The sequence below is a fragment of the Klebsiella quasivariicola genome (assembly GCF_002269255.1).
GTDB classification, from domain to species: Bacteria; Pseudomonadota; Gammaproteobacteria; order Enterobacterales; family Enterobacteriaceae; genus Klebsiella; species Klebsiella quasivariicola.
In genome coordinates this window covers 57,060-83,347 of the sequence record NZ_CP022825.1, presented here as the reverse complement: position 1 = coordinate 83,347, position 26,288 = coordinate 57,060, and the positions used below count along the sequence as shown (strand labels likewise).

35 protein-coding genes are annotated in these 26,288 nt (G+C 50.7%); 1 reads left to right on the top strand and 34 read right to left on the bottom strand.

Translation table 11 applies throughout. The features are described from left to right. Positions 1-108: 108 nt before the first annotated feature. The 33 genes from B8P98_RS29850 to traM all read right to left on the bottom strand — a co-directional run bounded on the left by B8P98_RS29850 (position 109) and on the right by traM (position 24,475). Positions 109-636, bottom strand: a complete 528-nt coding sequence (locus tag B8P98_RS29850) for a hypothetical protein (RefSeq protein ID WP_020803849.1) — start codon at positions 634-636, stop codon at positions 109-111. Positions 637-641: 5 nt separating this feature from the next. Then, positions 642-3,491 (bottom strand): conjugal transfer mating-pair stabilization protein TraG, encoded by a 2,850-nt coding sequence (gene traG / locus B8P98_RS29845; RefSeq protein ID WP_095033688.1) that lies wholly within the window; start codon positions 3,489-3,491, stop codon positions 642-644. Continuing rightward, the gene (traH, locus tag B8P98_RS29840; RefSeq protein ID WP_162495503.1) at positions 3,491-4,870 is read right to left on the bottom strand and encodes a conjugal transfer pilus assembly protein TraH; all 1,380 of its coding nucleotides are present in this window, start codon (positions 4,868-4,870) and stop codon (positions 3,491-3,493) included. Before traH ends, traG begins: the two co-directional genes overlap by 1 nt. Continuing rightward, positions 4,848-5,291: an F-type conjugal transfer protein TrbF gene (gene trbF / locus B8P98_RS29835; RefSeq protein ID WP_020804675.1), complete on the bottom strand. Its 444-nt coding sequence runs from the start codon at positions 5,289-5,291 to the stop codon at positions 4,848-4,850. Before trbF ends, traH begins: the two co-directional genes overlap by 23 nt. Before the next feature lie 45 nt (positions 5,292-5,336). Next, complete coding sequence (trbB, locus tag B8P98_RS29830; RefSeq protein WP_020804677.1) at positions 5,337-5,894, bottom strand: type-F conjugative transfer system pilin assembly thiol-disulfide isomerase TrbB; 558 nt, start codon at positions 5,892-5,894, stop codon at positions 5,337-5,339. Beyond that, a complete protein-coding gene (gene traQ / locus B8P98_RS29825) occupies positions 5,866-6,105 on the bottom strand; it encodes a type-F conjugative transfer system pilin chaperone TraQ (RefSeq protein WP_023316407.1) in 240 nt (79 codons plus the stop codon). The genes trbB and traQ overlap by 29 nt, the downstream gene beginning before the upstream one ends. A gap of 454 nt (positions 6,106-6,559) precedes the next feature. Continuing rightward, positions 6,560-7,312: a type-F conjugative transfer system pilin assembly protein TraF gene (gene traF / locus B8P98_RS29815; RefSeq protein WP_023316406.1), complete on the bottom strand. Its 753-nt coding sequence runs from the start codon at positions 7,310-7,312 to the stop codon at positions 6,560-6,562. Positions 7,313-7,332: 20 nt separating this feature from the next. Further along, positions 7,333-7,659 (bottom strand): hypothetical protein, encoded by a 327-nt coding sequence (locus B8P98_RS29810; protein ID WP_020323521.1) that lies wholly within the window; start codon positions 7,657-7,659, stop codon positions 7,333-7,335. A gap of 10 nt (positions 7,660-7,669) precedes the next feature. Next, positions 7,670-7,897 carry a conjugal transfer protein TrbE gene (locus tag B8P98_RS29805; protein ID WP_012540032.1) on the bottom strand — a complete coding sequence of 76 codons (228 nt, stop codon included), beginning with the start codon at positions 7,895-7,897 and terminating at the stop codon, positions 7,670-7,672. Continuing rightward, positions 7,887-8,168: a hypothetical protein gene (locus B8P98_RS29800; RefSeq protein WP_022644736.1), complete on the bottom strand. Its 282-nt coding sequence runs from the start codon at positions 8,166-8,168 to the stop codon at positions 7,887-7,889. Before B8P98_RS29800 ends, B8P98_RS29805 begins: the two co-directional genes overlap by 11 nt. Before the next feature lie 32 nt (positions 8,169-8,200). Further along, the gene (gene traN / locus B8P98_RS29795; protein WP_020803160.1) at positions 8,201-10,156 is read right to left on the bottom strand and encodes a type-F conjugative transfer system mating-pair stabilization protein TraN; all 1,956 of its coding nucleotides are present in this window, start codon (positions 10,154-10,156) and stop codon (positions 8,201-8,203) included. A 58-nt stretch (positions 10,157-10,214) separates the two neighbouring features. Further along, the gene (gene trbC / locus B8P98_RS29790) at positions 10,215-10,853 is read right to left on the bottom strand and encodes a type-F conjugative transfer system pilin assembly protein TrbC (RefSeq protein WP_095033687.1); all 639 of its coding nucleotides are present in this window, start codon (positions 10,851-10,853) and stop codon (positions 10,215-10,217) included. Positions 10,854-10,865: 12 nt separating this feature from the next. After that, positions 10,866-11,825, bottom strand: a complete 960-nt coding sequence (gene traU, locus B8P98_RS29785; protein ID WP_029497356.1) for a conjugal transfer pilus assembly protein TraU — start codon at positions 11,823-11,825, stop codon at positions 10,866-10,868. Between the two features lie 43 nt (positions 11,826-11,868). Next, positions 11,869-12,495, bottom strand: coding sequence for a type-F conjugative transfer system protein TraW (traW, locus tag B8P98_RS29780; RefSeq protein WP_020314628.1), 627 nt, complete (start codon positions 12,493-12,495; stop codon positions 11,869-11,871). Beyond that, entirely contained in the window at positions 12,495-12,884 is a 390-nt protein-coding gene (trbI, locus tag B8P98_RS29775) for a type-F conjugative transfer system protein TrbI (RefSeq protein WP_020314627.1), read from the bottom strand. The genes traW and trbI overlap by 1 nt, the downstream gene beginning before the upstream one ends. Then, positions 12,884-15,523: a type IV secretion system protein TraC gene (gene traC, locus B8P98_RS29770; protein WP_060446930.1), complete on the bottom strand. Its 2,640-nt coding sequence runs from the start codon at positions 15,521-15,523 to the stop codon at positions 12,884-12,886. The genes trbI and traC overlap by 1 nt, the downstream gene beginning before the upstream one ends. 71 nt (positions 15,524-15,594) lie before the next feature. Next, complete coding sequence (locus B8P98_RS29765; RefSeq protein ID WP_167382710.1) at positions 15,595-15,993, bottom strand: hypothetical protein; 399 nt, start codon at positions 15,991-15,993, stop codon at positions 15,595-15,597. Positions 15,994-16,000: 7 nt separating this feature from the next. Further along, positions 16,001-16,291: a hypothetical protein gene (locus tag B8P98_RS29760; protein WP_071041194.1), complete on the bottom strand. Its 291-nt coding sequence runs from the start codon at positions 16,289-16,291 to the stop codon at positions 16,001-16,003. Continuing rightward, positions 16,288-16,692 (bottom strand): hypothetical protein, encoded by a 405-nt coding sequence (locus B8P98_RS29755; RefSeq protein WP_071041196.1) that lies wholly within the window; start codon positions 16,690-16,692, stop codon positions 16,288-16,290. Before B8P98_RS29755 ends, B8P98_RS29760 begins: the two co-directional genes overlap by 4 nt. Positions 16,693-16,758: 66 nt before the next feature. Then, entirely contained in the window at positions 16,759-17,076 is a 318-nt protein-coding gene (locus B8P98_RS29750) for a hypothetical protein (protein WP_071041197.1), read from the bottom strand. Further along, positions 17,077-17,295, bottom strand: a complete 219-nt coding sequence (locus tag B8P98_RS29745; protein ID WP_004171484.1) for a hypothetical protein — start codon at positions 17,293-17,295, stop codon at positions 17,077-17,079. A 23-nt stretch (positions 17,296-17,318) separates the two neighbouring features. Further along, complete coding sequence (locus B8P98_RS29740; RefSeq protein WP_095033692.1) at positions 17,319-17,603, bottom strand: hypothetical protein; 285 nt, start codon at positions 17,601-17,603, stop codon at positions 17,319-17,321. 4 nt (positions 17,604-17,607) lie between these two features. Beyond that, positions 17,608-18,018 (bottom strand): hypothetical protein, encoded by a 411-nt coding sequence (locus B8P98_RS29735; RefSeq protein WP_095033686.1) that lies wholly within the window; start codon positions 18,016-18,018, stop codon positions 17,608-17,610. A gap of 131 nt (positions 18,019-18,149) precedes the next feature. Continuing rightward, positions 18,150-18,719, bottom strand: a complete 570-nt coding sequence (gene traV, locus B8P98_RS29730; RefSeq protein ID WP_023316399.1) for a type IV conjugative transfer system lipoprotein TraV — start codon at positions 18,717-18,719, stop codon at positions 18,150-18,152. Positions 18,720-18,741: 22 nt separating this feature from the next. Then, positions 18,742-19,338: a conjugal transfer pilus-stabilizing protein TraP gene (traP, locus tag B8P98_RS29725; RefSeq protein WP_023316398.1), complete on the bottom strand. Its 597-nt coding sequence runs from the start codon at positions 19,336-19,338 to the stop codon at positions 18,742-18,744. Beyond that, positions 19,331-20,755: an F-type conjugal transfer pilus assembly protein TraB gene (traB, locus tag B8P98_RS29720; RefSeq protein WP_095033685.1), complete on the bottom strand. Its 1,425-nt coding sequence runs from the start codon at positions 20,753-20,755 to the stop codon at positions 19,331-19,333. The genes traP and traB overlap by 8 nt, the downstream gene beginning before the upstream one ends. After that, entirely contained in the window at positions 20,755-21,495 is a 741-nt protein-coding gene (gene traK / locus B8P98_RS29715) for a type-F conjugative transfer system secretin TraK (RefSeq protein WP_020804840.1), read from the bottom strand. Before traK ends, traB begins: the two co-directional genes overlap by 1 nt. Next, the gene (gene traE, locus B8P98_RS29710; RefSeq protein WP_064373744.1) at positions 21,482-22,048 is read right to left on the bottom strand and encodes a type IV conjugative transfer system protein TraE; all 567 of its coding nucleotides are present in this window, start codon (positions 22,046-22,048) and stop codon (positions 21,482-21,484) included. Before traE ends, traK begins: the two co-directional genes overlap by 14 nt. A gap of 19 nt (positions 22,049-22,067) precedes the next feature. Next, on the bottom strand, positions 22,068-22,373 hold the full coding sequence (gene traL / locus B8P98_RS29705) for a type IV conjugative transfer system protein TraL (RefSeq protein WP_087829212.1): 306 nt from the start codon (positions 22,371-22,373) through the stop codon (positions 22,068-22,070). Between the two features lie 13 nt (positions 22,374-22,386). Next, entirely contained in the window at positions 22,387-22,755 is a 369-nt protein-coding gene (gene traA / locus B8P98_RS29700; protein ID WP_087829211.1) for a type IV conjugative transfer system pilin TraA, read from the bottom strand. 61 nt (positions 22,756-22,816) lie between these two features. After that, positions 22,817-22,981: a TraY domain-containing protein gene (locus tag B8P98_RS29695; protein WP_032444506.1), complete on the bottom strand. Its 165-nt coding sequence runs from the start codon at positions 22,979-22,981 to the stop codon at positions 22,817-22,819. Between the two features lie 191 nt (positions 22,982-23,172). Then, a complete protein-coding gene (locus tag B8P98_RS29690) occupies positions 23,173-23,847 on the bottom strand; it encodes a hypothetical protein (protein ID WP_095033684.1) in 675 nt (224 codons plus the stop codon). A 238-nt stretch (positions 23,848-24,085) separates the two neighbouring features. Further along, positions 24,086-24,475, bottom strand: a complete 390-nt coding sequence (gene traM, locus B8P98_RS29685; protein WP_087829209.1) for a conjugal transfer relaxosome DNA-binding protein TraM — start codon at positions 24,473-24,475, stop codon at positions 24,086-24,088. Between the two features lie 474 nt (positions 24,476-24,949). Here traM and B8P98_RS29680 point away from each other — a divergent pair, with 474 nt between their 5' ends. Then, positions 24,950-25,387 (top strand): transglycosylase SLT domain-containing protein, encoded by a 438-nt coding sequence (locus B8P98_RS29680; RefSeq protein ID WP_015632492.1) that lies wholly within the window; start codon positions 24,950-24,952, stop codon positions 25,385-25,387. A gap of 37 nt (positions 25,388-25,424) precedes the next feature. Here the strand turns inward: B8P98_RS29680 and B8P98_RS29675 are convergent, their stop codons facing one another. Further along, a complete protein-coding gene (locus tag B8P98_RS29675; RefSeq protein ID WP_015632491.1) occupies positions 25,425-25,955 on the bottom strand; it encodes an antirestriction protein in 531 nt (176 codons plus the stop codon). Between the last annotated feature and the right edge of the window lie 333 nt (positions 25,956-26,288).

Here is a 26,288-nt window from a genome sequence, read left to right as displayed (position 1 = left end):
TGCGCACATGTTCAACGTTTTTGTATAAACTATTTAAGGGTATATAGAACGATGAAGGCAGCAAGTTGCACTCTCCGCCCCGCAACTAATAAAAATCACCATATAAAATCAATTTTCCACCACATTACCTTTGAGAGTGCTTAATACTGATGTCAGCAGTGACAATTGATATCTTCCAAAATCTAAATTCATAACAAAACCAAAAAAAATCGTTGTCAAAAGAACCATGAATGCATAAGGAAATGGGGAGTCATAAAAAAATCTATTATAAATAGCCAGTGCCATGATTATCATCATGTATGCAAAAGCATAAGCAAGAAGTTTTTTTGAAAAAAAACGATATATTACTGACTTTTCCCTGAAGGACTTTGGAACTGATAAAAATAGAGAACGAGCGTTCGCCACCCCGAGCAGAAGAATCAGACCCACAGCACCAGGAAATATCAAAACCCAGAATATGTATTTGACATCATAATACTCTGATCGCACACTAATTAATGCGCAAAAAATATTCCATATTACCAGACAAAGACCGGGCCACATGCATACCCAAAAAGACGGTATTTCGGCATCGCCCTTTGAAAGCACATCTTTTAACTCATCCACTTCTTTAATAAGCGTTTTATTATTCATCATCATTTTCACCTTTTCCCATCAATGTAATCCTTTTGAATTTTGGCTGCCTTTGCCTCTAGCTCACGTGGTGAGTCAGCTCCGGGTAAGGATTTCACTACGCTGGCTCTTTCATTATATTCATTTTCGAACTTATTTCCCTCTGTATTATGATGTTTTTCGAGATCAGAATTCTGTTTTCTAATCTCATTGCCATCACGCTCTATCCCCTGCTGGGTTTCTTGATGCTGTTGATTATTCTGCGCTATCATCCCATCCACTTTCTGACCCACATTATCCTTAATCCCCGCATCTCGTGTCATAGCTTCGATATTGCCGGCATTATGTCCGTAGTCGGCCATTACCGAACCACGGTCACTACCACCTGATACACCGGACATGTTCTGACCGATGCTTTCGCGGCCCTGTTGATAAGCACCATCAACTTTTGGTTCAACCTGCGCTTTGACGAATTCACGCGCCAGTGCCTCACGTTGCGCAGCGACTTCTGGTGAACTTGTGTTGGTCAGAATGACTTCTGCATTCTGCGGAGAACGCTGTTGGACAAAGTGAGCAAACTGCTGAGTCAGGTTCTCGTTCATCTGGCCGCTCATGCTCTCTGTACGGGATGCCATCTCACTATATTCATGGCTACGAGTCCGGCTGCTTGTGTACTGGTCATAGCTGTTTTTCGCGCTCGACAGCGATGCCGCAAACTGGTCAACGCGTGAGCTGGCATTGTTATCTGTCCTATTACCCGATGTACTAGTTTTACGGCTGGTAAAGTAATCCGATGCTTCCTTGAAGTCTTTTGCCGCCTGACTGCTGGTATCATGACGGCTGTCATGTGACTGCCTACCTGAAGATCCGATACTATCCGTATCTCCTGAGTTATGAGTCCAACCTGCACTGCCTTTAGCACCGACTTCAGCTGATAGTCCAGTACCCCATTTACCCAGCTTACCGAATAGCTGATCTCCCGAACTGAGTTTACCTGATACGTGCGCATCGAATGACTGAGCTCTTTTGGAAGAATCTTCCATCAACTGATTGAATGACTCTTCATTGCTGATGTTATTGGCCTTCGCATTAGAAACAACCGCATTCCACATTTTACTTCTGGCCATTGAATCCTGTGAAGACTCAGTATTATCGGCCCCACTCGTCGTCGATGCACTGGTACCCATATTTGTGCCAAACTGCTTCAGGCTGTTCCAGGCACTTGTCACGCTGCTGTTATAGCCATGCAGGGCACTCTGTGCCTGCACATTTGACTCACGTGCCATCTGTTGGTTCGCGCTGGCCAGTTGCCGGCTGACATTGATATCAACCGGTAGCTTAGAACTGCGCGCATCCCAGATAGTCGTCCCGTCCCCGGTCTGCGTCTCCGTGCCACCGTTCCCCAGCTGCCGCGACATCTGACCGAAGCTGGTCGAACTGTTGGTACCCCAGCTGTAGCCGCTGACGTTCTCCATTTGCATATTGGCAAAAGAGTAATTGCCGTCCACGACGCTGGATGAGGCCTGGGACGTCGAACTGAGTCCCGAGGAGGCAAAGTGGCTGTAAGCACTGGAGAACCCTGCCCCCATACTTTTTATCATCGCCCAGCTGAGCGGCGGTATCATCATCGAGATATACCCGGCGGTGGTCGCAATATCTGAGTTTTTCAGCTGCACCTGAGAGAGTTCAGACAGCACCACCGGCACACCGTTCTGTCTGGCGTAATACGCCATTGCGCTGTTCAGGATGGCATACAGCAGTGGCCAGGACTGCAGCCATATAAGGGCAAACATGTATCCTTTCAGGACCTGCAACGTCATCATATTGAACATTGCTGCCATAATCATGATCGGGAACATCCCAATCATGATGCCCATGATGACCGTCTGCATCATCGGCAGTGAGCGCAGTGCCTGATGCCCCATCGTGGCCTGGGCCAGTCGTTGTTTTTCCAGCGACGTGGTGTTGGCGATGTTCACCAGGCTTGCTGTGTCGCCGCTGCGGGACGCGTAGCTCTGGATGCCGTTACGCAGCGCATTCATGGTGACATTCTGGCGGATAATCTGCCCGGCACTCTGGCCTGAGCTGTAGAAGTAGCTGTAACTGTCGCCAATCATCTGGCTGAACAGCAGGTCCGGATTGGGTTTGCCGCCAAACAACTGGCGTACATAATAACTCCAGGTTTTCCCGCCGGTCTGAGAGTCAAGCGCTAACGCTGACTTCAAATCACGTGAAGCCTCCAGACAGGTCTGGAACTTGTTGTTTTTATCGAATACCCCTCTCAGCGGGCTGGGATTCGAAAACACCAGCGTGTACGGGTCAGACGAGTTCATCAGCTCTTCAAGGGTGTATTTGCCATTGAGAAAGATGTCACCCATCACGCAGTTCTGCACGTAGTCGGAGAACAGCGTGGTGATTTCGGGGTTCTGCGAAACAAAATCCGTGCTTTTCGCCACCAGGTTTCCGCCAAACAGCATGCCGGTCTTACTGTAGGTGACACTGTCGGGCAGGGAGAAAATCATCTCGTAGCTCTGCACCAGGGCATTGCCGACGCGCGTACTCAGCGACGCCGGGATGGCCAGACCAATCGGCACATTATCCACTTTGTAGACCTGCGCCACGTTGCTGTAGTCGATTATCTGCACAGGCGTGCGGATGACGACCAGCATCGAGACCAGGGTCAGGGAGAACACCCAGCCGAGGAGGTCCATGATGTTGTGTTTTTTCACCCAGCTGACGGCGACAATCAACACCGAAAACGCGATGCACATTTTCTCAATAGACGACCAGGTGGCGGTCCCCATGAACGCCGCGATGGCATTGAGATTACCCCGCAGCCAGTCGCCTCCGGCGATGGTGTAGATTTCAAGTGGCGTCATCAGAGGCTCCCTCCGAAATGATAGTTATTCTGGTAGCGGGTCATCATGCGGGCGGAGACCTGCTGGCGCATATAGCTCATCTGCCGGTCAACAACCAGCATCGCATCCTGCTGGACCTGTACCCGCGCCTGAAAGGCGGCAATCTGCACACTCGCCTGATTCAGGTTTTCGAGGATTAAATCCATTGTCGACTGCGGGTAATTCCCGGTTGAGACCATCGCACGAGCCTGCTGTATCAGCTCCTGAATGTACTGCAGGAGAATGTCGTAGCCGATATAGTCCGTCAGCTGATAAATCAGCGTGTTTGAGATACCCAGCATCTGCGGGTCGACAAGATATTTGAACACCGGGATGGTCGTGCTGGAGATAAAGCCCTTCTCCTGCTCCGTCAGGGCCTGGTCCATTACCGCCTTGCTCTGAATACTGCTCAGAAGTGTCGAAATCTGGCTCTTGAGCGCCTTGTCGGCGGCAATGGTGACCGTCGCATCTGCCACCACCTTCAGGCACTTCTCTGAATCATTGCAGTGGTAGATTTTAGCCGTGCCGCCCTCCATCATGGCTTTAATCAGGTCCTGGTCAGTGGTGCGTGCTGGCAGCGGCGTGATCTCACTGTTCTCACCAAAAATCAGCGTCCCGGTCAGGGTCATCACAAACTCCTTCAGCTCCTTATTGCCGTCAAAGAGCCGGTTTTTGGACAGGGCATCCCACATAATGTTGATGTTCTTCATCACACGCTCCTTGTCCTTATCGCTGGCTTTATCCTGCACTTTGTCCATCTGCCCCCCCACCGAACAGCCCTGACGGGAAGCCGCCCAGTCCGCAAAAATGTTGCTCTCGCCGGCAATGTCCTGGCAGACCTTTTGCTGCGCCACCTGGGTCCGTGGAAACAGACCGCCCACAATGCCCTGAGCGGCCTGGCAGGAGCTGAGGTTCATGCTGTTGATGTCGCTGGCCATCTTCTGCAGGAAGTCTTTGGCAGTTTTGATCTCCGGAACCGTGGTCTGCAGGGCAAGGTCAAAGAAGTAGCCCGCGGCGTTGGACATAATTTGTTTGCCGAAGCGCTGCAGCTGCTCGCTGTTGATAAATGAGAACGACCCCAGGTACGCATCGATGCCGCCGCAGCCGGCGTTAATATCCGGCAGGGTCATGCTGACCAGCTGGATCGTTTTCACCTGCGTTCTGGCATACAGCGAACCGCCGGAGGCGTAACCCGCCGCCTGTCCCTGCCAGACCTGCGGCTGGCTGGTATTGGACGCAAAGCCAAGCTTATTGAAGAATTGGTTCATGTCGCCATTCACGTCGGCGGCGGCACTAAATGACAGGCCAAGCGCGGCACCGCAGAAGAGTGACAGAAGTTTAATTCGCATCCTGTCCTCCATTACGCACAGCATTTTTTTTAACTCTGTCATTTCTCAGAATAAAAAGGGTCTTAAGGTGATAACTGAAAAAATTGCGGATCGCTAATGTCACTCCGGCAACAAAGAACCCCACCCCAACAGCCATCAGCGCATAAGGGATGGCGTACATCATAATATTCCACAGGTCTTTTACTCGCAGGTCACCGCTGGCTATCCAGTCAGCCACGCAGAGATTAAATAAAAATCTCATTATCCAAAACAGCAAAGCACCTGCAGTGAGAAACACAATGAATAATTCCAGATAGATTTCCAGACGCCTTTCCCGGTGGATAAATTCCGGCTTCAGTTTTTCTATTTTTTCTGCTGCTGTCTGTCCGGGTGCTTTTAAACTGGCTGGAAATAAAAACGCATACAGTCCCGTCGAACGTATATATTTGTTCATGGCTATTTTCCTTAATCACTTGCTAAGACCGGATATAACAGAGACTCAGTGCATCATCTGAAATACCGTATCCACTCTGGCCATAAAGCCCTGTGCATCCGTGGCGCCCTGCAGGATCGGGTACGCTGCCAGGGTGTTCACGTTGACCAGAAACGTGGTCGGGGTGGCCACCGGGATATTGGGGAAAAAGGTCTGCATCACGTCAGGAGGCGCCGGCAGCGCCTCAGGAAACGCGTCATCACCCTGTCCGTCAATGGTGTAAGAGAACACGGAGAAGCCATACTGTCCGGCCAGCTGCTTCAGTACCGGGTCAAACTTATGACAGTAGGGACAGTGTCCCTGCATGAACAGCACCACTTTCCAGTCGCGCAGGTCCACCTGCTTTCCGTTGCTGAGTCGTAACCAGCGTGGCTGAGATGCCCCGCTCACCGCCTGGGGAGTGTCGCTCTGCGGGGAAGCCGTTTCAGTACCGGAGATTCCCCGCGGATCCCAGAGCGACTTCACCTCATCGAGCGTGCCCGCCTGTGCCAGTCCGGCCAGAGCAAGGGAAAGAGCCAGCGCCGCCAGCGGCGTCTTAGCGATGTTCTTCAGGCTGCTTTTCACAAGCTTTCTCCTCTTTTTCGGCTTCAGCAATCAGGGCGTTAAGAATGCGGTATCCCCCGAACACCACCATTCCCAGCCCGAAGATTTCCCCGGCCTGGACGGCCAGCTCAGGCTGCTTTCTGACAAGCCGGGCTATCAGGTGGAAAAACACGCCCACGGCCAGCACCCACATCCCGGTGATATCTAAATCCGGAAAACGAATCTTTCGCATATATCCTCATCTACTTTCTTAGTTCATATTCATAATATGGTTTTCGTGTGCATGTGAATTTATTAACAAAAGCCCATGAGACATTCACAAAAATAACTTTCACTGAAGCCTCAACACTATCGACAACCACGCAAGCAATGGCATTCCAGCCATAATACAAACTCTGAATATCACCTTACTAGCCTGTCGGGTATAAATGGCCCGATGAATAAACATGGTCTGTACAGGCGCGCAACACTGAATACTGGCAGCCATAAATGATACTACGTCCCAGGCCACACCCTGCTTTGCCACATAACCAATGAAAATACTTTGTATGAGTATGACAACGAATGTGCACCTGAAATACTCTGAAACGTTAATATTACGAGCAAATATATATCCAGTTAACGTGACAAACAGAATAGCCAGGAACGCAGCAATATATACCGTTGTGACATAATGCATAAGCATCTCAAAAGTTTGGTTTAAAGTCGCTGGAGACATAGAGGAACTGTTTCGCCAGGTCGTCCTGACTGATAAAGCCGTAACTGAGAGGCTTCACCTGGCCACTTTTCGGGTTAACCAGCATCATCGCGGGGAAGAACTTCACGCCAAGCTGCTCTGCCTGGCCCTGGTCCGTCCGGCTGTCGGGCAGCATGGGGTTAATCACTCCGTCAACCGACACCGGTATCACGCTCAGGCCATAGGTTTCGCGAAAATTTTTAATCACCTGGACCAGCTGGCCATCGATCGCTTCCCGGCCCCGGTAGAAGAACATCAGGCCAAAATGCTGTGCGAGGGTCGAGATAGCCCGGCGCTGTTCGGCATAGTCGGCAGCGAGCTGGTTTTTTACCGTGCCGTTGTAGTGGCTGTACTGCAGGTTGTAATCGAGTTCGGGGTTTTCCAGCATCGCTTTCTTCGCACTCATCGAGAACAAACCTGCCTGCTGCGTCCAGTAGTTCTGCAGCCGGAAATACTTCACGAAGTTTTCAGACGATGGATACAGAATGGCTTCGTACAACGACCGTTTGGTGGCCGCCTGGAGTGTGGCGAGTTTCTCCAGAATATCCATTTGCGGCGGTGGTGCCGCTGGTACGGCTTTCCTGTCCTCATCACGGGGCTTCAGTTTCTCGTTGTACCACTGCCAGCCCGCGTCTTTGGCGAAAGCCGGCATCAGGGCGCAGCAAAGGCACCCCGCCAGCATGGCGGCATGTATTGTTCGCATGGCAAATACCCTTTTATGAATTATTGCGACTGGCGTGACAGATGCTGATAGACACTGTATTTATCGAGCTGGCGCTGTATCTTTCCTGCATCATCACGGGCTTCAAAGCGGTAACCGCTGCAGTACAGAGGCAGATGATTTATCTGAAGGTCCACCCGCTCCCCGTCCCTGACCACCCACGCGGCCTGAGAAACAGTGTCGCACTGGATCCCCCAGGCCCGGTTGGTGGTCATAAATGCGTTAACCTGTCTGTCCCGCCACAGGCTGTACGACATAATGCTCACCAGAAAAACAACAAACACGCTGACAAACAGCACCACCATTCCATACGATTTTCTCTCTTCCATCCCTGCTCCTTTATTTTCCCTTCTGTAAAAGTCTGGTCAGCGCCGAAAAAAACAGATAATTCATAAGCCCGACACCGCCCATGCAGAGAATAAAGACCACACTCTCAACATAATCACTCCCCGATGTCCCTTTGACGGCATCCCAGGAGAAATAAATCACCGGAGATATGATAATTACCGTCAGCGTCAGTCTCAGAGAAAAATCGACGGCAGGATGTTTGTGAAAATTAACTTTCATTCTTTTCTCTCCCGTTATGAGTATTCTGTTTTACACCGTCAGCCTTGTGCAGCCCGATAACGTAAAAAATGAGTGATGCCGCCCCCATCCCCATCGACTCAGACCAGCCCCGGGCAGACAGTCCTGCAAACGCAACGGCAACAGCCGCCTGGCACGCCACGGCACCCAGGAATATAAGGAGCAGACTGCGGCCTGACATGAACAGGGCGATACAGGCTGGAATGAAAAGAAAGAGCACAAGCAAAACAACGACCATCAAGGACGCAGCCATTTAGTCACCTTTGATATGTTATTAATGGAGAGTTACTTTGCTGAAGACTGCGTGAGAAGTTCTTTAATACGCGCTTTTGTTTTTTCGGTCAGTTCGCTGTTATCCGGGATTTTCTGGTTATTGATTAAATCCTCCATGAAGTTTGTGAAATCCAGCTCGTTAAAATCAATCCCCTGGAGTTCCGCGACGGTAATGCCCCGACAGTCAGGACTGCTGGCGCCGCCAAAACCGATATGAAGCTGGCCGTTTCTGCCCTGCTGCTGAACGATCTGCGCCAGTTTTGAGTCGAACTGGCAATAGCTCCTTTTTTTCTCCAGGCAAATACCCAGAACCTTTTTAGAGCAGAACTCCCCGATACTGACCGTCAGCTTGTCTTTTTTCGCTTTGGCCAGCGCCTTTTCCTCGCTGCTGCAGCGTGCCAGCCCCACATCCTGGCCCCAGCCGCCGTCTTTGCAGCAGTTACTGAAGCCAGCCGCGAATTTTTTGCAGTATTTCGCTTTTCCCGTGAAGGCCCTGACATCCACCCCGTTCAGTGCCGCGACATCCTTCCCTGCAGCCGCCAGCGCTGCCAGCTCAGACACGGCCTGGCCAAAGTCGTTGCTCTTCCCGGACGTGGCTTTGTCACACTCCCCATCGAGGCAGAACACATCCCCGCCACAAACCATCTGTTTCCCGCTCGTCCTGGTTTCACAGGAATATGTCGCATACTCATGCAGGCAGGTTCCGTCTTCGCCGGAGAAGGCACACTGGCGGGATGACAGGGTGCAGGCCGTATTTTTCATCAGGCTTTCACAGGAGCCATAGTCCGCCGGCTGCGTGAGCCAGGTGTCCTTATATTTCCAGCAGGCTTCCGTGAACGAGTAATCCCTGCCTCCGAGGGTGATGGTTCGCGTTCCTCCCGGGCTGATACATTCCTCGCCCGTTTTTGTCCCTTCATCCTTACTGAACGGACAGCTTTCAACCCAGACGACTTCAGGCGCGTAGACGGTTTCGGTTTCCTCCATCACCAGGGTGACCGTGACCTGTACGGGTTTCTGGCTGGCCGATGATACGGTTCGTGATATTTTGCTTACAGCAAAGTTCTGCCCTGCAGTGACCACTTTGTCCACACCAAACGACTGATGAATCTTCCCCTTCCCGTCATAGGTATATTTCGTACAATGCGTGTTCTGGCCGCCTGAACATATCGATTCTGATCGTGGCCAGCTGATCACATCAATGGGGAACGTTCGCTCAAAGAGGGTCAGGTTTTCACTGACGGCACTCTTGCAGCTATCCCGCACCTTCCCTTCGGCGTCGCATTCTTCAATCCAGGGGATCACCAGAGGCTCACCATCCACCGAGGCATTCAGAAGACGACCACTGGTCGGGATCGTCAGGTTGCCACTCCATTGCCGGGTACTCCGGGCATAATTCAGCGTCACCACCTGCTGATAGGTTCGGTTAACTTTCTGCGTGGTGGCGTTATCCTTCAGGGTCGCTTCCCGTGTGCAAAAATTTTCCACCTGCAGATCACGTTCGCAGGTATGGTTTGTGAACTCGCTTCGGTTCACAACCTGGGCGGTACAGGACTGTCCGGTATCACCGACAATGCTGTCGGCACGGGATTCGGTATCCTTTGCGGCCTGAATAAACGGCGCATCCTGAGATATCTGATCCGGTGGCCGGTTCGTGAACGACTCCGTAATCGTTTTGCCGGTATCCCCCTGGCTGAACTCCAGGGCTGAATCGCTTTTCAGGGAGCTGTCTCCGCTGGCAGTGACGCCGCCGTAGTATTTTGTCTGATCCGGGTTGGCGGTATACCCCGGCAGGTTTTGCTCACCACTGAAATTTTTCAGTGAGTTCAGACCATTGCCCTGCACCTGTTTCGCAAAATCCGAGCCGGCTTTATAGTCGCCTCCACTGTCAGCGCAGGCGGGGGATGCCAGCCAGATGAAGGTGCCCAGGACAAAAAAATGCGCGGTCAGCACGGAAATAACCGTCTTCATTTCCACCCTCCCGCATCCCTCACCATTTCCGGTAACGCCATGAAGTACGGTTTATCTTTCATGGCTGGCTCCCGGCGGCATTTGAGGGCGCATCAAGCATCTGCCGGGCCACCTGTGCGCAGTCACCGGTTTGTGCCACTTTCTCCAGCGCCTGTTTGACGTGAATGTTACCGCGTACCACGTCATATCCGACCTGACACCGTACCACCAGAGACGGCACACTCCGGATGCCGTACTGCGTGTACAGTGTCGGGTCGATCTGCACCCCGTCGGTGACGCCGTCTTTCACCAGCTGCAGCACCGCGTCGGTGGTGGTCCTCATGTCGTTATTGACGAGCCCGCGCAGTGTCGCCGGAATGCCATACTGCCGGGTTTCGTGCAGCATCCGCTTCAGCCCCTCTTCAGGTATCGAGAAGGAGACAAAGTACAGCGCCCCTTCTGCCGGTTTTTCCTGATTCGCCGCTTTCTGCTGGCTGACCAGATTATCGATAAACTGGCGGTCAGATTTGGGCAGAGGATTGCGGCTGATTTGCGCCTCAAGCTCCTGCTGCAGCTGTTTATCCGGATGCTGGCGCAGTTGTTCGCTGAGGTTCTCCTGCTGCTTCAGCCATTCCCTGTCTGTAACAGAGGAAGTTTCAGCCAACACTGCTCGTCCGGTCAGCAAAAGCATGACCATAAACAGATTCATTAATTTCATGAGAGACTCCTGTCAGAGAAAGACACAATTGCGTTTACGCCACATCAGATAGCCATAGTTCTTGCGGGAGTTGGGTGGATTTTTGCCGGCCTCCCAGCGCATCACGCTGCGTCCAAGCGGATGGCACTGACCACTGTCCGGATACATGTTCACCATCTGATAGCGCCAGCGTTCTTTCGGGATGATCGGGGAGGGATATTCGTAACAGACCGCCTTGTCCTTCCCGATACTCTCCATAATTTGTCCCTGTCGGTGAAGCTTGAAGGCCATACGTTCACTGACCAGTACCGACGACTGCAGCGGGCTGGATTCATTACTGACCTGGCCGTTAAACGGGTAAAGTGAGCCGTGGCTTCCACCACACCAGAAGAGCACATCCAGCGGCATATGGAATGCACTGGCCAGCGCATCCGCTGCGCAGGCGCCCTGCGCGATGGGGTTGGCAAACAGGATGGCTTCCGGATTCAGGATGGTGGTGAGGCTGCTGTCCACCCAGGTCGGGTCAATCTCGGACAGATAGGCAATATCCATGTCTCCGCCTTCCAGACAGCCTGCCGACGTGATGATGTTCAGCCAGTACGTCAGCGGGTACTTGTACCAGTGAACGTGATAGAAGGCGCCGTTCACCTGCTTATCGTCCTTTCTCGCGGTTCCCATGCCGGTCTTGCCGAGATTGATACTGAAGCCCCCCAGATTGACCATGCAACCTGGCGAACGGCTGACGTCCGTCATGGCCATCGGCTCCCAGTACCCGATGGCCAGACCGGGGCGAACAAAAAGCGGTGGCGGCGCCGGACACAGCTGCAGGGGATTACCGGGATTGCTGGTATCAGGCAGATCGCCTTTACCAACCTGCACGCTGCCGAGCGACAGAGGGAAGATGCAGCGCCAGCACACATCGGTGATCGGGTTAACAAACCGGCCCTCACAGGAGGGGTCAGCAGCCGCACTGAGGCTGTACCCCCACAACATCAGGGCACTCAGGAAAAGCGTCAGGGTTTTCACAGAAACATCCTTATTTTACAGGGAAGGTCTCAATATTCAGCCGTTCACCGGAGGGCGCCGGCGTGATCCGCGCCGGGACCGCCGTCAGGCCAAATCGCTTGCTCAGTACGCCGTTCTGGTCGAAATAGATCCGGCTGTCCAGCGCTGCGGAGGTGTCAGGGATACTGCCGCGCACCAGGATAATTTTGCTCATCAGGGTTTCCGGCACCTGACGCTTCATCCAGGCCAGCTGGTCGGCATCGTCACCATTGATGAAGTACAGGGTCTGGACAAACGGTACGGTTTTAAGCGGGTTCACCACATCGCCCTTGCGGGCAAACACCCGCCCCTCATTGTCCTTCAGGTCTTCGGTCAGGCGGATGCTGGGATCAAACCAGCGCTGCTCGTATTTCTCCGCACGCTTAATGCCTTCCACCGGCGCCGGACGCTGACTGTTCTCGATAACCCGCTGCTTAAACGCGTCCATCGTCTGGTCCCACTGGCCAGAGGATTGCAGCGACTGCAGACGCTGCGTGATGAGCTGCAGCATGTCCTGCTCCCGGACGGGCCATAAATCCCCCCAGGTACCGAGATCAGCCGCCTGAGTCAGCGGCGATAACAGACAGGCGGCGAGCAGACAGCCTTTCAGTCGTATCATTACTGTTCTCCTTTCATCCGGCGGGCAATGTCGTGCTGGATGTTGCGGGTCACATCGGGTGCGCCCTGAACCACGGCAGGTGAAACCAGAATGACCACATGATGCTGCTGCTGATACTCCGCCAGACTCTTCTCCAGCGCGTCGTTAAACCGATCAGAGAGCGCTTTTGACTGCGCCTCTGTCAGCTGCTTCTGGCTGACACTGTCCATAAAACTGTCGAGCGTTTTCTTCATATCAAAAGCCACCACCCGCGGCGTGGAGTACTCCAGAACCATGCGCGAGAGAAACGCGCTGGTTGCCAGGGCGAAAAGCACGAGAGCGACGATGACAGGTATCCGGCGAAAGGTATGAGAGGTCGTACTGACCGGTTGTTCGGTGTTGTTTTTCATCACTGTTTATCCTCCATGTCATTCACCGGTATTCGGGATTCAAGTTCAGCCATTTCTTCTTTAAAGTTGCGACACGCGAGGCCGTACACCGCATCGTGGATATCGACCCCCTCTTCCCGACGCGCTTTCATGTACTCAAAATCCGGGCCTTTTGAGGAGTACATCGCCCGGCTGAGCGGGTCGACGAACAGGCGGTGCCAGGAGCAGTTCGCTTCCACCTGCAGCATAAAAGAGGAGAACCACTGCTCTTTGGCAGAACCGAAGCCGTTAATCATGTCTTTCTCCAGCTTGCTGAACTGATCCGGGTACAGCTGGTTATACTTGGCAAATTCCTTCGCTGACTGTTTCAGAATGGCCTTGTACGAGGAGTTCCCCCAGGCAGCGCGTGCAGCGCTCGATGCGGTCGGGGAGTCGAAATCCACGATATTCTGGGTGATGGTGATATAGGCCCCGGTATGCCGGCGCGCCGTCCGGTAGCCCTTCTCGATAAAGGTCCCCACCTTTTCGTTTTTGAAGTCCAGCAGTCGCCAGCCTTCATCGATAACGTTGAGTTTTTTCAGGCTGCGGGGAGACTGGTACATCCGGTTTTCGATATAGATAATCAGCGAGAACATCACCGCGACCAGCAGGGACTGGCGCGACTCCAGCCCGCCCAGCTCAAGGACCACCATCCGGGCATCGTCGTGCAGGGACGGCTCATCAGAGTTGAAGTACTCCCCGTACAGCCCGTTCACCGTGTACTGGTCGAGCAGGATAATCATGTCATCAAGACGGCTGCGCACCCCCGGTGAGTCGGCGTATTCCTCACTGTCTTTCTCGCTCCGGAGAAAGGCCACCACATCATCGATACGCGCCTTGTTGCGCTTACTCAGCCAGGCCGCCCGGACCGCCTGCAGGAGAAGACCTTCGTGCACTTCATCCAGGTTGCCGTTGGGACTGGCCATCACCGACATCTGGTCGCGGATACGCTCGGCGGACAGGTCAAAGTTAGCGTCGTCGAGAATATTGGCGAACGGATTAAACTTCAGCGAGTCGCCGTCGAGATACACGCCGCCCATGTTTTCACACAGGGACTTGTAGCCGTCGCCCATGTCGAACACCCAGGCAAACCCGCCGGAGTCGAGCACGCTACGAATGAGGGGCTGAATCAGACCGGTTTTGCCCGCCCCGGAGGTGCCGCAGACCGCCATGTTGAAATTGGTATTGTTCATTCCCTCGTAGAACAGGTCGATGAACGCCAGCTGGTTACGGTAGGTGGGCGCCAGGAGTCCTGCCGGCGCCAGCGGACTGTCAGCGACAATCGGCAGAAGGTTGGCCACCTGGAACGTCTCCGCCCGCTTCACCACACCTGCCGCCTGCAGCTCTTTGAACAGGCCTTCGCCGCATTTGAACGGCATCATGGCCAGAAAATTACGCAGGTGATGATAGCGGGCCGGGATAAGCTGGAAGCCACCCTTACGGTAACTGTTGAGCACCTGCTGCTCGGTAGCGAGAGAGGCCTCTGCGTTATCGGCGGTATACGTGGTGATGTTAAAGAAGTAGGACACCAGAGAGGTCTGGTTGGTCGCCAGTCGCTGGCGGATATCGCCCCACTCCTGCATTTCCTTTATCACGTTCGGAAAGTACTTCGCGTAGGAGGTTTTGCTTTTCTTCTCCACGTCCATGAATTTCAGGTTGGCTTCGTTCTGGGTCTTCACCTGGTCCTCCACCATCAGCGTCAGTGTGATGACAAAGGGGCAGGAGATGGAGAGCTCCGGGTTCAGCAGGTTGGCGTAGTTGTCCGCAGCGGTCCAGAGAAAGGCGATTTCCGGGTCACACTCCAGGTGATAGTTCGTCACCCGGGTCACGCACTCTTTCCCGTCCCGCCCCAGGCGGCCAATTTTCAGATGACCGGCAGTGACCTGCATGTCAAAGCTGTCATCCACGCACTGATAGTTCAGGTCCTGATACGGGTCCAGCTTGTACGGCACCCGGTACATCTCATGCGGATCCGGGTTAATCAGCTCCCGCATCAGTTCGACCATCCCGGCCGCATCGAGGATACGCGTCGGGATGTAAGCCCCGCCGAGCGATGCCCGTAACACTTTAATCTGATTCTCCAGCTCCACGATTTGCGTGGTGGAGTTCTTCTTCCGGGGCACGCAGCAGGAGATGTACACGCGGTAGTTTCGCAGCGTCAGGGGCAAATCCAGATTGTCCGGCAGGGGAAATTGTGTTTCCGCCGCCCGGAGATAGTAGGCGCGGGTGATGGCATTAAACTTTTTAGCCTGTTTACCGCTCCAGCGGAATTCACGCAGACCATAGTCGATATCATTGCCGACCAGTTTGCTGGAGACCAGATGAAAACTGACCGGGACGCCCCTGGGAAGTTTGCTGCGCAGTAAATGCTCCAGTGTGGCGACGATACTTTTATCCGCACCGGGTAAAGGACGCGCCTCAAACATAAAACCGACGGTTTTGTTATTAATGAACAGACCGGTCGCGGAATCATAATCCTTATAGGGCAGAATACGGCTGAACTGGGGGAAATTCATGCTGCCCAGCGTGTCATTGGCTTTCGCGGATTCGTCGGGCAGCTTCAGTGCTGATACCAGTGAATTCACAGCCTGGGTGACAGTATCGATGATGTTATTACTCATGCGGGCGTTCCTTTAAGAGCATTTCAAAATAACAAGGGTAATAAATGGCAAGAATAATATTCATATCCGCACTAGAAACTCCTTCTTATAATGGAAAGCACTGGAATAAAAAACAATAAACACATGGAGGCAATAATCTGCCCCATAAAGATCGCATCCAACAACATCGCCCCTTGCCACAAACAAATAAGCAGAGTGATAAATAACAAAACCACATGAAAGAAAACAATCAGGAACAGAATGTTCGCTGAGAACTCCCCATCACTAATTTCCACCTCCAGGCAGAAAAAATAAAAGACACACAGACTACAGATAATATAGAGGCCTTCATGTCGAATACCCTGAAGGAAATCAGGAGAAAACTCTCCTGCCAGTCCATTGTATGTCAGCCTGGTTCCCAGATAGATGAGCCAGTAGACTGGAGGGATAAACAAAAATCCATACTTTCTAAAAAACAGCATCATATCCATCCCCTGATTATTTGCTTATAGCGTTCAGTGCGTTAAGTTGTTTATATTTCTCGTTACATTTAGCGGCAATTTTCTTCGCATCGCGAAGGGTTAATGGTCCCGGGCTATTCCGGAGTGCCGTTCGAAAATCCTCACCGGCACAGGGTTTTTCATGAGAAATCATTAATAACTGTTCTTCAGTCGCTGTACCGTTATCTCTGTAATCATCGTAAACAAGATACAGCAGACCACCCAAAAAAAAGAGTGGAAAGGCCCAGTTAACAATGTTTTTAACCGCGCTCGCGACGTTTACTTTCATTTTTTATTCGCCTGGTATAATTCCCACTGATGGATATACGCATAATACCGCTCACCTGGCACATTAATGATGATGCCATCACAGTCCAGTTTATTAACAGGGCTGGTAAAAGCGCCTGTCGGTATGTTTACTTCAAGTGTATTGCAGTCGTTTTTCCAGTGTCTACCTGCTTCAAGTTCATCCATCGAAAATGAGTGAATGGAGATAACGAACATCCCGCAAAACCCAACCACCGCTATAAGCGCACAGTATATGAATGTATCGCCTCTGTTAACTCGAAGATTGAATTCTTCAGGGATGGCAACCATTGCCAGCGCACCGACCACACCAATAACAAAAAGAATCAGGCATATACCGTTAAGCCATGCAACGTTATGTCCAAGTATATAGTACGCTTTCACTTTCTTATTCCTTATGCTGCATACTTTCAAATAACGTGAGATTGTTAATACTGACCATCGGTCTTACTATTCACCTGCCCCCATCCGATCAAAGGAATAAATCAAGACATAAAACATATAAAAGATCACTGTGGCTGTAAAAAATCCCGTTATTACTGACAGCGTCAAATCAGGAGAACCGGCCCACATGTTTTTATCCATGAATACCATGAAAGAAAATAAAGCACTGAGACCTGTAAGCCCAAACAACATTAAAATACAGGCAAGCACATCTCTTATAAAAACACCCATAATTACATAGCCGTAACCACAGATAATGATTGCCATTGCAAAAAACAGTCGTACATAACCATCACTATCAAAACTTAACAGAGATTCAGCCATTTACCCACCCTCACTCAATGTTTCCATCACGCTGTTCAAAGGCTCGCGTGTTTTAATTTCAATGCACTCTCCTGTATTACTTCCGTAACCTCTGCCTCCACGTGCTTCGAGTACCCGTAGCATTTTTATGCAGACATCTGTATTAGGCATGGGAGTAATATCCCAAATTCCACCACCACTACTCGGCGTCATCAGCACCAGAAAAATAAAGGCATGCATACTTTATTGCCTCTGCTTATATATTAACGAGTGAATATTTCTTTCATTGCCTCTGCGAGAGTTGTTTGCTTATCGCCACTTATCGCTCTGTCATAATCAGCCTTACTGACATTTTCAATAACATCACCACACTGAAGCCGGTTTTGCGTGGGAGACAATAAACCTTTATCAATATTCTTCTCCAGCAAGCGGCAGTCATGAGTCCAGTGGTGTGCGAGCGCTTCTGGTACAGGGTCATTACTGAATACAAACAGCAAGAGATATACTGAAAATACAAAAGCAAGCAGCCATTTGAATAATTCATCCATCACGTTACTTACCCTCCGTGCTAAGTTTATTAACCTCTGCCTTATCCCTGTATCTCACATCCATATACCGTGTTACGCCATCCGGACAAGACCAGCCATCTTTCGCTTTAGCCAGAACCCCTGCCTGCTGCGCTTCAAATGCGGAGATTCTGCAGTTTTTCAGCGTATAGATGATATTTTCTTTCCTGTTTATAATTTGTTTATATGTTGATTCAGGATCAAGAACTCCTGTTGCTGTAGTAATCATACTCACCATACACAGTATCACACTGAGGGTTTTACCCCACCAGGATGTGATTGCTCTCTGAAAAAAGGCAGACACGATTACGGCAGAACCAACAATCAGCATCAACATAAAAATATATGACGAATCCTCGCGAAAAAGCAGCCATAGATATTTCATTGAGTCAGTCATTTTTCAAATCCTTTCATTTTTCGTTATCGACGTTCATTTCACACGCTACCGCCCATCCCTTTCAACGCAGAGGGCACTCGTTTTAATTCAGAAATGAAAACTTACTGCAGCGCCAGTAATGGCGCCGTAAATCAATTAAGGCGAGGTTGTCCCCACGCCGATGGTTTTACGACAAAAAGAACCGTTGCCGGCTGATGATATACATCATCTGCATCCACATACGGCGCTATCCACAATGACGTTGTCTCCTCCCCTTTTCTTAATGGCCGGGGATAGTTACCAGGAGCCGTCACCGGTGATGTATAAGTTGATACACTCACCGGCCGAACAGCTGGCGTTACAGCCACGGGCCGATATACCGGCGCACTGACTATTCTGTTATTCGTCAGCAATCCTGACGTTACTGTATTAGTCGGTACCGTTGTCGTTGTTCTTGACTGCATTAAATTTGGCTGTGGCGGCAACGGGTACGAATTAACTGACGTTGTTCTGAAATTACCCTCAGCCAGTTGTGGCAACCCGGCCGCAGCCGGCTTTGCATCACTGCGTTCCTCTTTCAGCTTCGCTTTTTCATTTGCCTGTTCCATCGTCATACAGGTATCCGACGTCGTGGCATTACATTGAAATTCGGTCTCTGTGCCCGCACACCCGGTTAAGAGCAAAGCGCTGCCCAGAGGAATTAACAGCATTAATTCCTTCATGATATTTCTCGCTATTTATCGGTTATTTCTTCAGGTTCATCCTGATTTGGGTATTTTCCTTAATCGCCCGAACAAATTTATCCCCTTCACCCGGACTCATTTCATCGTAAACACGCTTAATCTGGCTGACATCAGATCGGGCTAGAATCAGCCTTGAAGAACCCGAACCAGACTCTCCGACGACAACACCGTTTTTCCGTATGATCCCCCTGCGGACAGGAGTCCGACGGAAAACCACAGCGATCCCGGTAAACACCACCGCCATCAGCAGCCAGAGCCAGAGAATATTATGCGTATAGCTCTGGTCGATATATGCTGCATACCCTGCCGCATCCGTACTGACGGTGGTGCAGTCTTCCTGTAAAACCGGAGGCAGTGGTGTGTTCACCGCATCACCATTAAGTTCTTTCGGCCCCGTGCAGTCCTGAATGACATATCCCTCCTGCTGCACAGACTCTACGGTTTTCACCAGCGTCTGGCCGAACGTGTACGGTCCCGTCCGGAACACCAGAACAACCAGTAACATCATCATGGCCAGCGGATACACCACCGCACACTTAACCAGCCAGTGAGCCCAGCGCAGTGCTGACAGAACAGCAGTAATGAGAGACTTAGCCATTATTTTCCCCCTGCGGCGCTGCGCCCGGAGAGAACTCACGCGGATCAAGTTTGCCCAGCTTCTTCAGCATCTCGTCAGTATTGAATCCGTTCATACCGCCGCCTGACTGACGATGTGCATCAGCCTGCGGTGCCGGCTCCGCCTCCTGATTCTGAGCCTGCTGTTGCCCGTTCTTTTCCGCTTCCAGTTCATCAATGGTTTTCAGCTGAAAACCATCCTGGAACACGACGGTCACTTCGTTACCGGCACCAATCGGAATGACCGGGTGATACTGCTCGGCCCTTTTGATGTAGTACTCGCTCAGCGTCTGCGCAGCTTTAGATGCACCACCGCCTACGCCCATTTTGAGCACATCAGCTGCACCGAGCGTCGCCGTGGCACCCAGCCCGACAGCCGGCTGAGAAGCACGCTCTATTCCCTGACCAATCCCGTCAACAAAACCGGCCCCCCATGCCCAGCCGAGGATTTTTCCGTTACGCATCACCACCTCTCCCTTAACCCCGTTTTTCCCCATAAAGGACACGTGGCCGTTAATGGGCTGATCGATGGTTTTATCACCTTTGATACAGCTGATATTGCGGGTCCGGACAATGGCGCGCTCACTCGATACGTCGCCCCAGGCTTCAAGCCCCACAAAACACCCTGTCAGGTCGTAGGTTTTGCTGTTTGGCATTTCCACGCGACCGGTGATACGCAGCTGCATCGGTACAGTGGATTCATTCCCGGTAACAGACGCGTTGGCATCTGCCCCCTCGATAAGCATGCTTTTTGCAAAGCTCCCCGACGGAATGTACGGCAATGACTTCGCGTTCTTTCCTTTGTCGTAACTGAACGTTTTACGCTGTATCTGGTTTGGTACCGGCACAGACTGGTAGCTGACCTGCGGCGGCGGTGTCATACCAGTCCCCGGATAGAATGCCGTCGGAGGCGGTACCGCGGCGCCGGTCTGCGGCGGATAACTGGCTGGCTGCGGCTCACCTTCCGGACCGGGTGGCGGTGACGGAGGGGTCGGCGCGGGCTCGCCACCAGAGACAGCCGGTTTTACGCCCAGCGCCTTCAGCTGATTCTGCATGGATTCATTATCGCTGCTGAGCTTGTCGATACGTATCTGATCAGCGGTTCGCGCCTTACTCAGCAGGTCCACTTCCCCCTGCAGGGACTCAAAACGCTTGTTGAGATCTGCGGCAGTCGCCTGCATTTCGGTGGTCGCGTGCTGCTCCACCTTACTGTTGAAGCTGCTGTCGACCACCCCGGTCATATCCGGCGCGGGTTCGCCCTGAGCCGGGGCTTCCTCATCAGAGCTCATGTTCAGATCAGAAAGATACAGCCCGCCCCCAACGGCTGCCGCGCCGCCCGCCAGAATGAGTCCCAGCCAGATATATTGCTTACGTTTGATCAGCGTGTTGAAGTTGGCCATCAGCGCTTCACTCCTTCATCTGACGTCGTGACCCAGATCTGCATGCGACCACCGGCAGTCAGCAGGCCCGCCGGGGTACTGAACATGACGGCACGTGTTCCGGGCTGCCAGAAATCGCTTTCACGCACCATGCGGGGCGACAGGGAGACGTTATCCAGACTGTAACGGACGACTTTCAGGTGGTGCCCGACCCAGACCCTGTCGGCAGTGGCGCGCAGACCAGCCGGCGCCTGCAGCACTTCAGAGGTGACGGGGACAGACTGATACTCATCGGGTACGCTGCCCTGGCGCACGGCGCGATTCAGCGAAACCAGTAACGATTCATAGGGGTTCGACTCTTCCCAGGCTTTTGCCGGACCGGGTGTCCCCGCCAGCTCGCTGACCAGCTGAATTGTCCGGCCTGAGCCCGCACGGGGCACGGCACGGATGGAGAAGTTCAGGCCGCGCTCAGTTTCCACGATAAAGGTGAACGGCTTTTTACTGACGGTGGCCAGAATGGCGCCACCGCTGTCGGTCTGCTCCTGGTTGGTCAGGCCGCCGTCGAGACTGTTAATCGCGGTGATACGGTCCCCGGGTACAGTAAAAAGGTTCGGGTCAGTGTTGCTCACAGCAATATTGGCCTGACCGCCATTGGTCAGGGGGACCACTGTCGGCGCCAGCGTACCGCTGAGGGTCGCGGACATCGCGGGGGCGACCAACAGCAGACAGCCTGAAATAAATAACGGGTTAATTTTTTTCATTATTTACTTCTCCAAACCGTGCCAGCCAGCTGACACCATCAACACGGTAAAACTGCAGGACATAAGTTTTAATTTCGCTGTAGGGCTTCGAATCCCCAATCCACGTTTTCAGCTCTCCACGGAAATCAACGCGGTTCTCAGCCGGGTACGCACGGGCAGAGGTCATATAAAAAGTGGAGTTCACATTATTGTCTTTTATCCGCTTCGCATCTTCAGCCAACTGGACCTTAAGGCTGTTCTGCGAGGCGGGTAATACATACCGGAGCAGTTGCTGATGCTGGGCATCAACCGTTTCTGGTGTGACATTTAGGCGCAGCGCAATAAAACTCAGCCCCAGCTGTTCAATATAAGAGGCGTCGGCCTGATTCTGTGAAACCGCAAACGGTGCACTGAACAACATCGGCGTCACCGCCACTTTCTGTTCTGTCTGAAGGCGGTAGTTATTAATGCCCTGAATGATATTTGTCGCAAGACTGAGGGTAAAAAGCGTCCCCAGACAGATAAATCCCACGGCGATAACACGCGTGGTATCTTGCCTGGCACCATGTTCCATATGTTATTTCCCCGTTGATTTATTTAATCCACTGCCGGAAACAGGAGTCCGGAACATCATGAAAGAAACCTTTAAGAAGGGAGGTTGGCAGATACCAGTAAATCAGGTCGCGTAGCCAGGAGCTGCCCCGCCCTTTTTTCAGTTTCTTGATACCCCAGAAAACCAGTACCGCTGCGGCCATACCAAATATGAACTTGCTGGTCCAGAAACCCCAGCCGAGACAAATCACGGCCGGGATAAGTTCATCGAGATATAAACCAAACCAGCGGGACTGGTTAGTCAGTGTTTCCGGGAAACGGTATTTCTTTAATTCGTCTCCCGTCATCACGTATTCCCTGTCAGTAACCGGCGACGGACATACCGATGGTGATAAAGGTGGAAATAATGGCGAAGCCGAACAGGAATTTCACGTTCTTGGTCATCATGTACATGATGCCACCTGCGATAACTTCAGCCAGCACCACCCATTTGACCACGCTGGAAGACTTACCGAAGGTACCTTTAACGGTCATATCACCGGACTTCATCAGGTCCGGTGCAGTGGTGGTGGCCATCGCTGCATCCGGGAAGAATGCCGCAAGAGCAGCAACCGGCAGCGCAACTTTAGCAACTTTCAGGGCTTTCTTTTTGTTGAAAACGCGGGACAGAAAAGACGGCTTGGTTTCTTCAGAGACAGCAGTGTCCTGAACACTTAATACAGCATTCATATTTATTTCCTTTAAAAAGAATGGTTGATATATAAAACAGATTTATGACTATGATGTTAAATCACACTTCCTGCTCACCTCCTGGTACGGTTAGTTCTGAGTTATAAAAGTCCGGAAACCGCTCAAGATGATCTTTCAGTCTCAAATAGGCCTCGGATGTTTTACTTCTTCTGCTTCTGTCTTTTGCTTTGATGAGTCGACGATTAGTTTCTTCATCCAGTTTCAAAAGCACATTTTTTCCAGGCGCAGGTCGTGCGTTACTCCTAATCGCTCTTTCCAATCGACCTCCAAAATAAGATTACCAACTCTTAAAAAATTTTACATTGGCAAAGTAAAAAGTAAATAAATCATGGAGGAATATTGAGTAAATTATTTTCACAATTGCGCGCACTAAAAGTGCGCGCAATTAACATAATATTAACATTTACCAGATAGAATCTTAATTATATTAAATGCAAGCTGACAATAATTAAATGTATTCAATACCAACAATCCTAAGCAATCCCTGTCACTTACAAAACAATCAGTTTTAATTTTCCTTATTAGTTTCTTCACCTTGTCTTCAGTCAATTTTGTAGAGCCACAAATTTTTGATATCGTAAACCCATATGCATACAAATTAAAAACCTTCCAGAAATCTAAATCCACTTTTTTTCTCATACAAAAGATATCATCAATTTCCACAGAGGCTCGAAAATATTCGTCACCCAAAGATAAAAAATTTGTGGATTCTAAAAAAAACACCCATCGCACAAATTTAACATTATTGACTGAGATGCATTCAATTAATATTGTTAGCAAACAACCTATTGATTTAACGTTCTTAAAAACAAATGGCCCCATTCCTGATAAAGAATTCAGCTCGGCGTTAAACAAGTCTACCCGAACATTAACTGGGATAGATGAAAACCATATGTTTAATTCATTGCCATTCAGGACAGTTCTTTCAAAAGGAGGGCTCAAATAAATTAACTCCCCTTGGGCATCGCGTACGAAGGATTGACTTGATGAGATTGAAAGCAAATCCTCAAGATGATTGATGATTTCCGATTGACTGTACACCATGATTTGACTACGATCCATCGCACACATAGGTGCCTCCTTAGAAGGTTTCTATGGATAGTTGGTGTAGAGAGCTCGTATCTCTCTACACCAATGTTTTTTAAATTTTAAACTACATCCCAATTATAAAACCTACACACAACAAAATCATCTAATATGAGCAGATCTTTACACTGAATTTTAAACCATCCTTAGAATAATCACATATACAATGAATGAATTCCTGCAAACTAACACTATTAGCTTCATTATTACGAAAAATCTTAAATTACTCTTCCTCAGCATCTTCATCAGGAAAAAAATTTCGCATGGCTTCCTGAACATCCTCCTGGATATTCAGAACCATACTCTTCCATTGCCACCGGGGATCATCTTTAACATGAGGACTCAGGCACTCAATACCCAGAATTTTATTCACTGAAAATTGTGTTTTCACAACACTTTCAAGTAATGCTCTGTTGAATGCCATCTGGTTGAAACCAGACTCTTTACGTTCCATCTGAGCTTCATAAACACGTAAGCCTAACTCAAGTAACATTGTAGATATACTGGAAAAGCTGACATCCTTATCCTTGGCCCCCTCCATTCTGCGTTTTTCCACAATCGCATTAATTTTCTCACACACCTCATCACTGGGGTAGGCCTGCACTTTACCCATCTCGATCTCCTTATTAAAATCAAAACCTGTATCTATTTCTCAGATTCAAAACCATGCGAAGGACTTGCAATTTGATTCGTGAATTGAATCATGTCTCAGGCCTTTCTTTTGCAATTCACTATGCAAATCACATCATGAATTGAATTACAAGTCAATTCATCTTAACTCTCTGATTCCAATAAAATGAATCGTAAACGATTCGTTATCGAATTACCTATGAATCGTCAGTGAATCGTTTTTGATTCACTAACACATTAGCTTATATTAAATAAAATAATATAAGCCACGTTAACTCACTGTTTCCAAATAGCAATCTGCAAAATTTTAATTTTGCGTAGTGTGTGGTGATTTTTTGGTGAGGAGTGCATATCTGTTGAGTCTGGTTCTGGTCTGGGTTAACGTATTTGCAGGAATCGACCCGGAGGGAGTCTTTTGAGAAAACAACTGGTATTAGCCACCCTGCTTTTAATTTCCATGCCTGCCTGGTCTGCGGATTGTTTTGATATGGCAGGACGGGACTATCGAATAGATCCCGATCTGCTGCGGGCTATTTCATGGCAGGAGTCTAAATGGAAGGTGAATGCCATCGGGAAAAACCCGGGAGCTGGCTACGGTGCCGGACTGATGCAGATCGACTCGCAACACCAGGGTGAACTGTCGCAGTACGGTATTAAACCGGGACACCTTCTGACTGATGCCTGTCTGAATATTTACACCGGTGCTTATTATCTGGCACTGGCTTTTAAAAAATGGGGAGTCAGCTGGGAGGCAGTCGGCGCCTACAACGCCGGGTTCCGGAGAACGGACAGGCAGGCCATGCGACGACTGGAGTACGCCAGGAAGATTGAGGCCATCTACCTCGCTATCAAGAAAAATAAAAATGCCGGCCAGTCATCTTTAACAACAAAATGAAGACCTCATTCATGAGGTCTTCAGAACAGGGAAGTGATTAATCAATTGCCCGCCATATTAAATGCCGTTCGGGATGATGAATAATGCTGATATAATCCTTCAGTGCATCCTGCCGTGAAACCAGTCGCCTGCAGATCTGGTCATATTGCGGCCCCATTTCAGCCACGTGCCATGACAGCCTGTTCATAATCATCAGCGTGGCAATAATGCCTGCTGCATCAGCGCTGACCTCACCTTCGAAATAATTTCCCGGGATGCACATCCTGTAACGCTGCTCACCTTCAGGTGCGATATATCCGGTCTGCGTGGTAATGAACTGGATGCTGTTGGGTGCAATATTCCCGCCGACACCCTGTGGAATAACCCAGTAAGACCAGGAACCGCCGTCGTATTCAGAATGCTGGCGTAACCAGTTCGCGGCCATAGTATCGGCTAACGGCGTAAAAAAGAGCTCCGGGATAAAATCCAGGCGAGCTTTACCATTGGTTACGGCACTGCGCAGATATTTATCTGTTTTAAACTGTTCGTCTGATTCACGAGTGGCGGTGTTGACTTTCATTGTGCGCATACTGATTTTCTCCTTCGCGGTTTATTAAATCGTTCGACTTCATCACTGAGCGGCGAAGGGCAATTTGCAGCCGACGGGGAGGAAATAAAGGGGCGCGCGGCGTTTATATACCCCTTTATTTCCTCCACGGCTGATGCTAAAAGCAGCCCTCCGCGAAAAATGAAGCCGGGCGATATCGAGCAGGAGTGAGAATGCGCACAACCCTGAACGTCAATCCGGTGTTTATCGGATTCACGTTCAGGCCCTGGAGTGGCGGGTATTTATCGCCACGGTGAGAGCGGCGCATCCTGATAAGGATGCAGCAAGCGAGATTTTGAATTTGCGTCAGGATGG

Coding starts and splice junctions, on each gene's coding strand:
- traU (WP_029497356.1), bottom strand. CDS start 11,825: ATGTTGTGGGGGTACAGCCTCAGTGCGGCTGCTGACCCCTCCTGTGAG.
- B8P98_RS29760 (WP_071041194.1), bottom strand. CDS start 16,291: ATGAAAGTAAACGTCGCGAGCGCGGTTAAAAACATTGTTAACTGGGCC.
- traA (WP_087829211.1), bottom strand. CDS start 22,755: ATGAATGCTGTATTAAGTGTTCAGGACACTGCTGTCTCTGAAGAAACC.
- traP (WP_023316398.1), bottom strand. CDS start 19,338: ATGGCTAAGTCTCTCATTACTGCTGTTCTGTCAGCACTGCGCTGGGCT.
- traN (WP_020803160.1), bottom strand. CDS start 10,156: ATGAAGACGGTTATTTCCGTGCTGACCGCGCATTTTTTTGTCCTGGGC.
- B8P98_RS29800 (WP_022644736.1), bottom strand. CDS start 8,168: ATGGCTGCGTCCTTGATGGTCGTTGTTTTGCTTGTGCTCTTTCTTTTC.
- B8P98_RS29750 (WP_071041197.1), bottom strand. CDS start 17,076: ATGGCTGAATCTCTGTTAAGTTTTGATAGTGATGGTTATGTACGACTG.
- B8P98_RS29805 (WP_012540032.1), bottom strand. CDS start 7,897: ATGAAAGTTAATTTTCACAAACATCCTGCCGTCGATTTTTCTCTGAGA.
- traQ (WP_023316407.1), bottom strand. CDS start 6,105: ATGCGAAAGATTCGTTTTCCGGATTTAGATATCACCGGGATGTGGGTG.
- traL (WP_087829212.1), bottom strand. CDS start 22,373: ATGACGGGAGACGAATTAAAGAAATACCGTTTCCCGGAAACACTGACT.
- B8P98_RS29765 (WP_167382710.1), bottom strand. CDS start 15,993: ATGGATATGATGCTGTTTTTTAGAAAGTATGGATTTTTGTTTATCCCT.
- B8P98_RS29680 (WP_015632492.1), top strand. CDS start 24,950: ATGCCTGCCTGGTCTGCGGATTGTTTTGATATGGCAGGACGGGACTAT.
- traG (WP_095033688.1), bottom strand. CDS start 3,491: ATGACGCCACTTGAAATCTACACCATCGCCGGAGGCGACTGGCTGCGG.
- B8P98_RS29735 (WP_095033686.1), bottom strand. CDS start 18,018: ATGACTGACTCAATGAAATATCTATGGCTGCTTTTTCGCGAGGATTCG.
- B8P98_RS29745 (WP_004171484.1), bottom strand. CDS start 17,295: ATGCATGCCTTTATTTTTCTGGTGCTGATGACGCCGAGTAGTGGTGGT.
- traK (WP_020804840.1), bottom strand. CDS start 21,495: ATGAAAAAAATTAACCCGTTATTTATTTCAGGCTGTCTGCTGTTGGTC.
- traC (WP_060446930.1), bottom strand. CDS start 15,523: ATGAGTAATAACATCATCGATACTGTCACCCAGGCTGTGAATTCACTG.
- B8P98_RS29810 (WP_020323521.1), bottom strand. CDS start 7,659: ATGGAAGAGAGAAAATCGTATGGAATGGTGGTGCTGTTTGTCAGCGTG.
- traW (WP_020314628.1), bottom strand. CDS start 12,495: ATGATACGACTGAAAGGCTGTCTGCTCGCCGCCTGTCTGTTATCGCCG.
- B8P98_RS29740 (WP_095033692.1), bottom strand. CDS start 17,603: ATGGATGAATTATTCAAATGGCTGCTTGCTTTTGTATTTTCAGTATAT.
- trbI (WP_020314627.1), bottom strand. CDS start 12,884: ATGAAAAACAACACCGAACAACCGGTCAGTACGACCTCTCATACCTTT.
- traM (WP_087829209.1), bottom strand. CDS start 24,475: ATGGGTAAAGTGCAGGCCTACCCCAGTGATGAGGTGTGTGAGAAAATT.
- traB (WP_095033685.1), bottom strand. CDS start 20,755: ATGGCCAACTTCAACACGCTGATCAAACGTAAGCAATATATCTGGCTG.
- B8P98_RS29850 (WP_020803849.1), bottom strand. CDS start 636: ATGATGAATAATAAAACGCTTATTAAAGAAGTGGATGAGTTAAAAGAT.
- trbC (WP_095033687.1), bottom strand. CDS start 10,853: ATGAAATTAATGAATCTGTTTATGGTCATGCTTTTGCTGACCGGACGA.
- traV (WP_023316399.1), bottom strand. CDS start 18,719: ATGAAGGAATTAATGCTGTTAATTCCTCTGGGCAGCGCTTTGCTCTTA.
- B8P98_RS29690 (WP_095033684.1), bottom strand. CDS start 23,847: ATGTGTGCGATGGATCGTAGTCAAATCATGGTGTACAGTCAATCGGAA.
- traF (WP_023316406.1), bottom strand. CDS start 7,312: ATGCGAACAATACATGCCGCCATGCTGGCGGGGTGCCTTTGCTGCGCC.
- trbF (WP_020804675.1), bottom strand. CDS start 5,291: ATGAACAAATATATACGTTCGACGGGACTGTATGCGTTTTTATTTCCA.
- B8P98_RS29675 (WP_015632491.1), bottom strand. CDS start 25,955: ATGCGCACAATGAAAGTCAACACCGCCACTCGTGAATCAGACGAACAG.
- traH (WP_162495503.1), bottom strand. CDS start 4,870: ATGGAGGACAGGATGCGAATTAAACTTCTGTCACTCTTCTGCGGTGCC.
- traE (WP_064373744.1), bottom strand. CDS start 22,048: ATGGAACATGGTGCCAGGCAAGATACCACGCGTGTTATCGCCGTGGGA.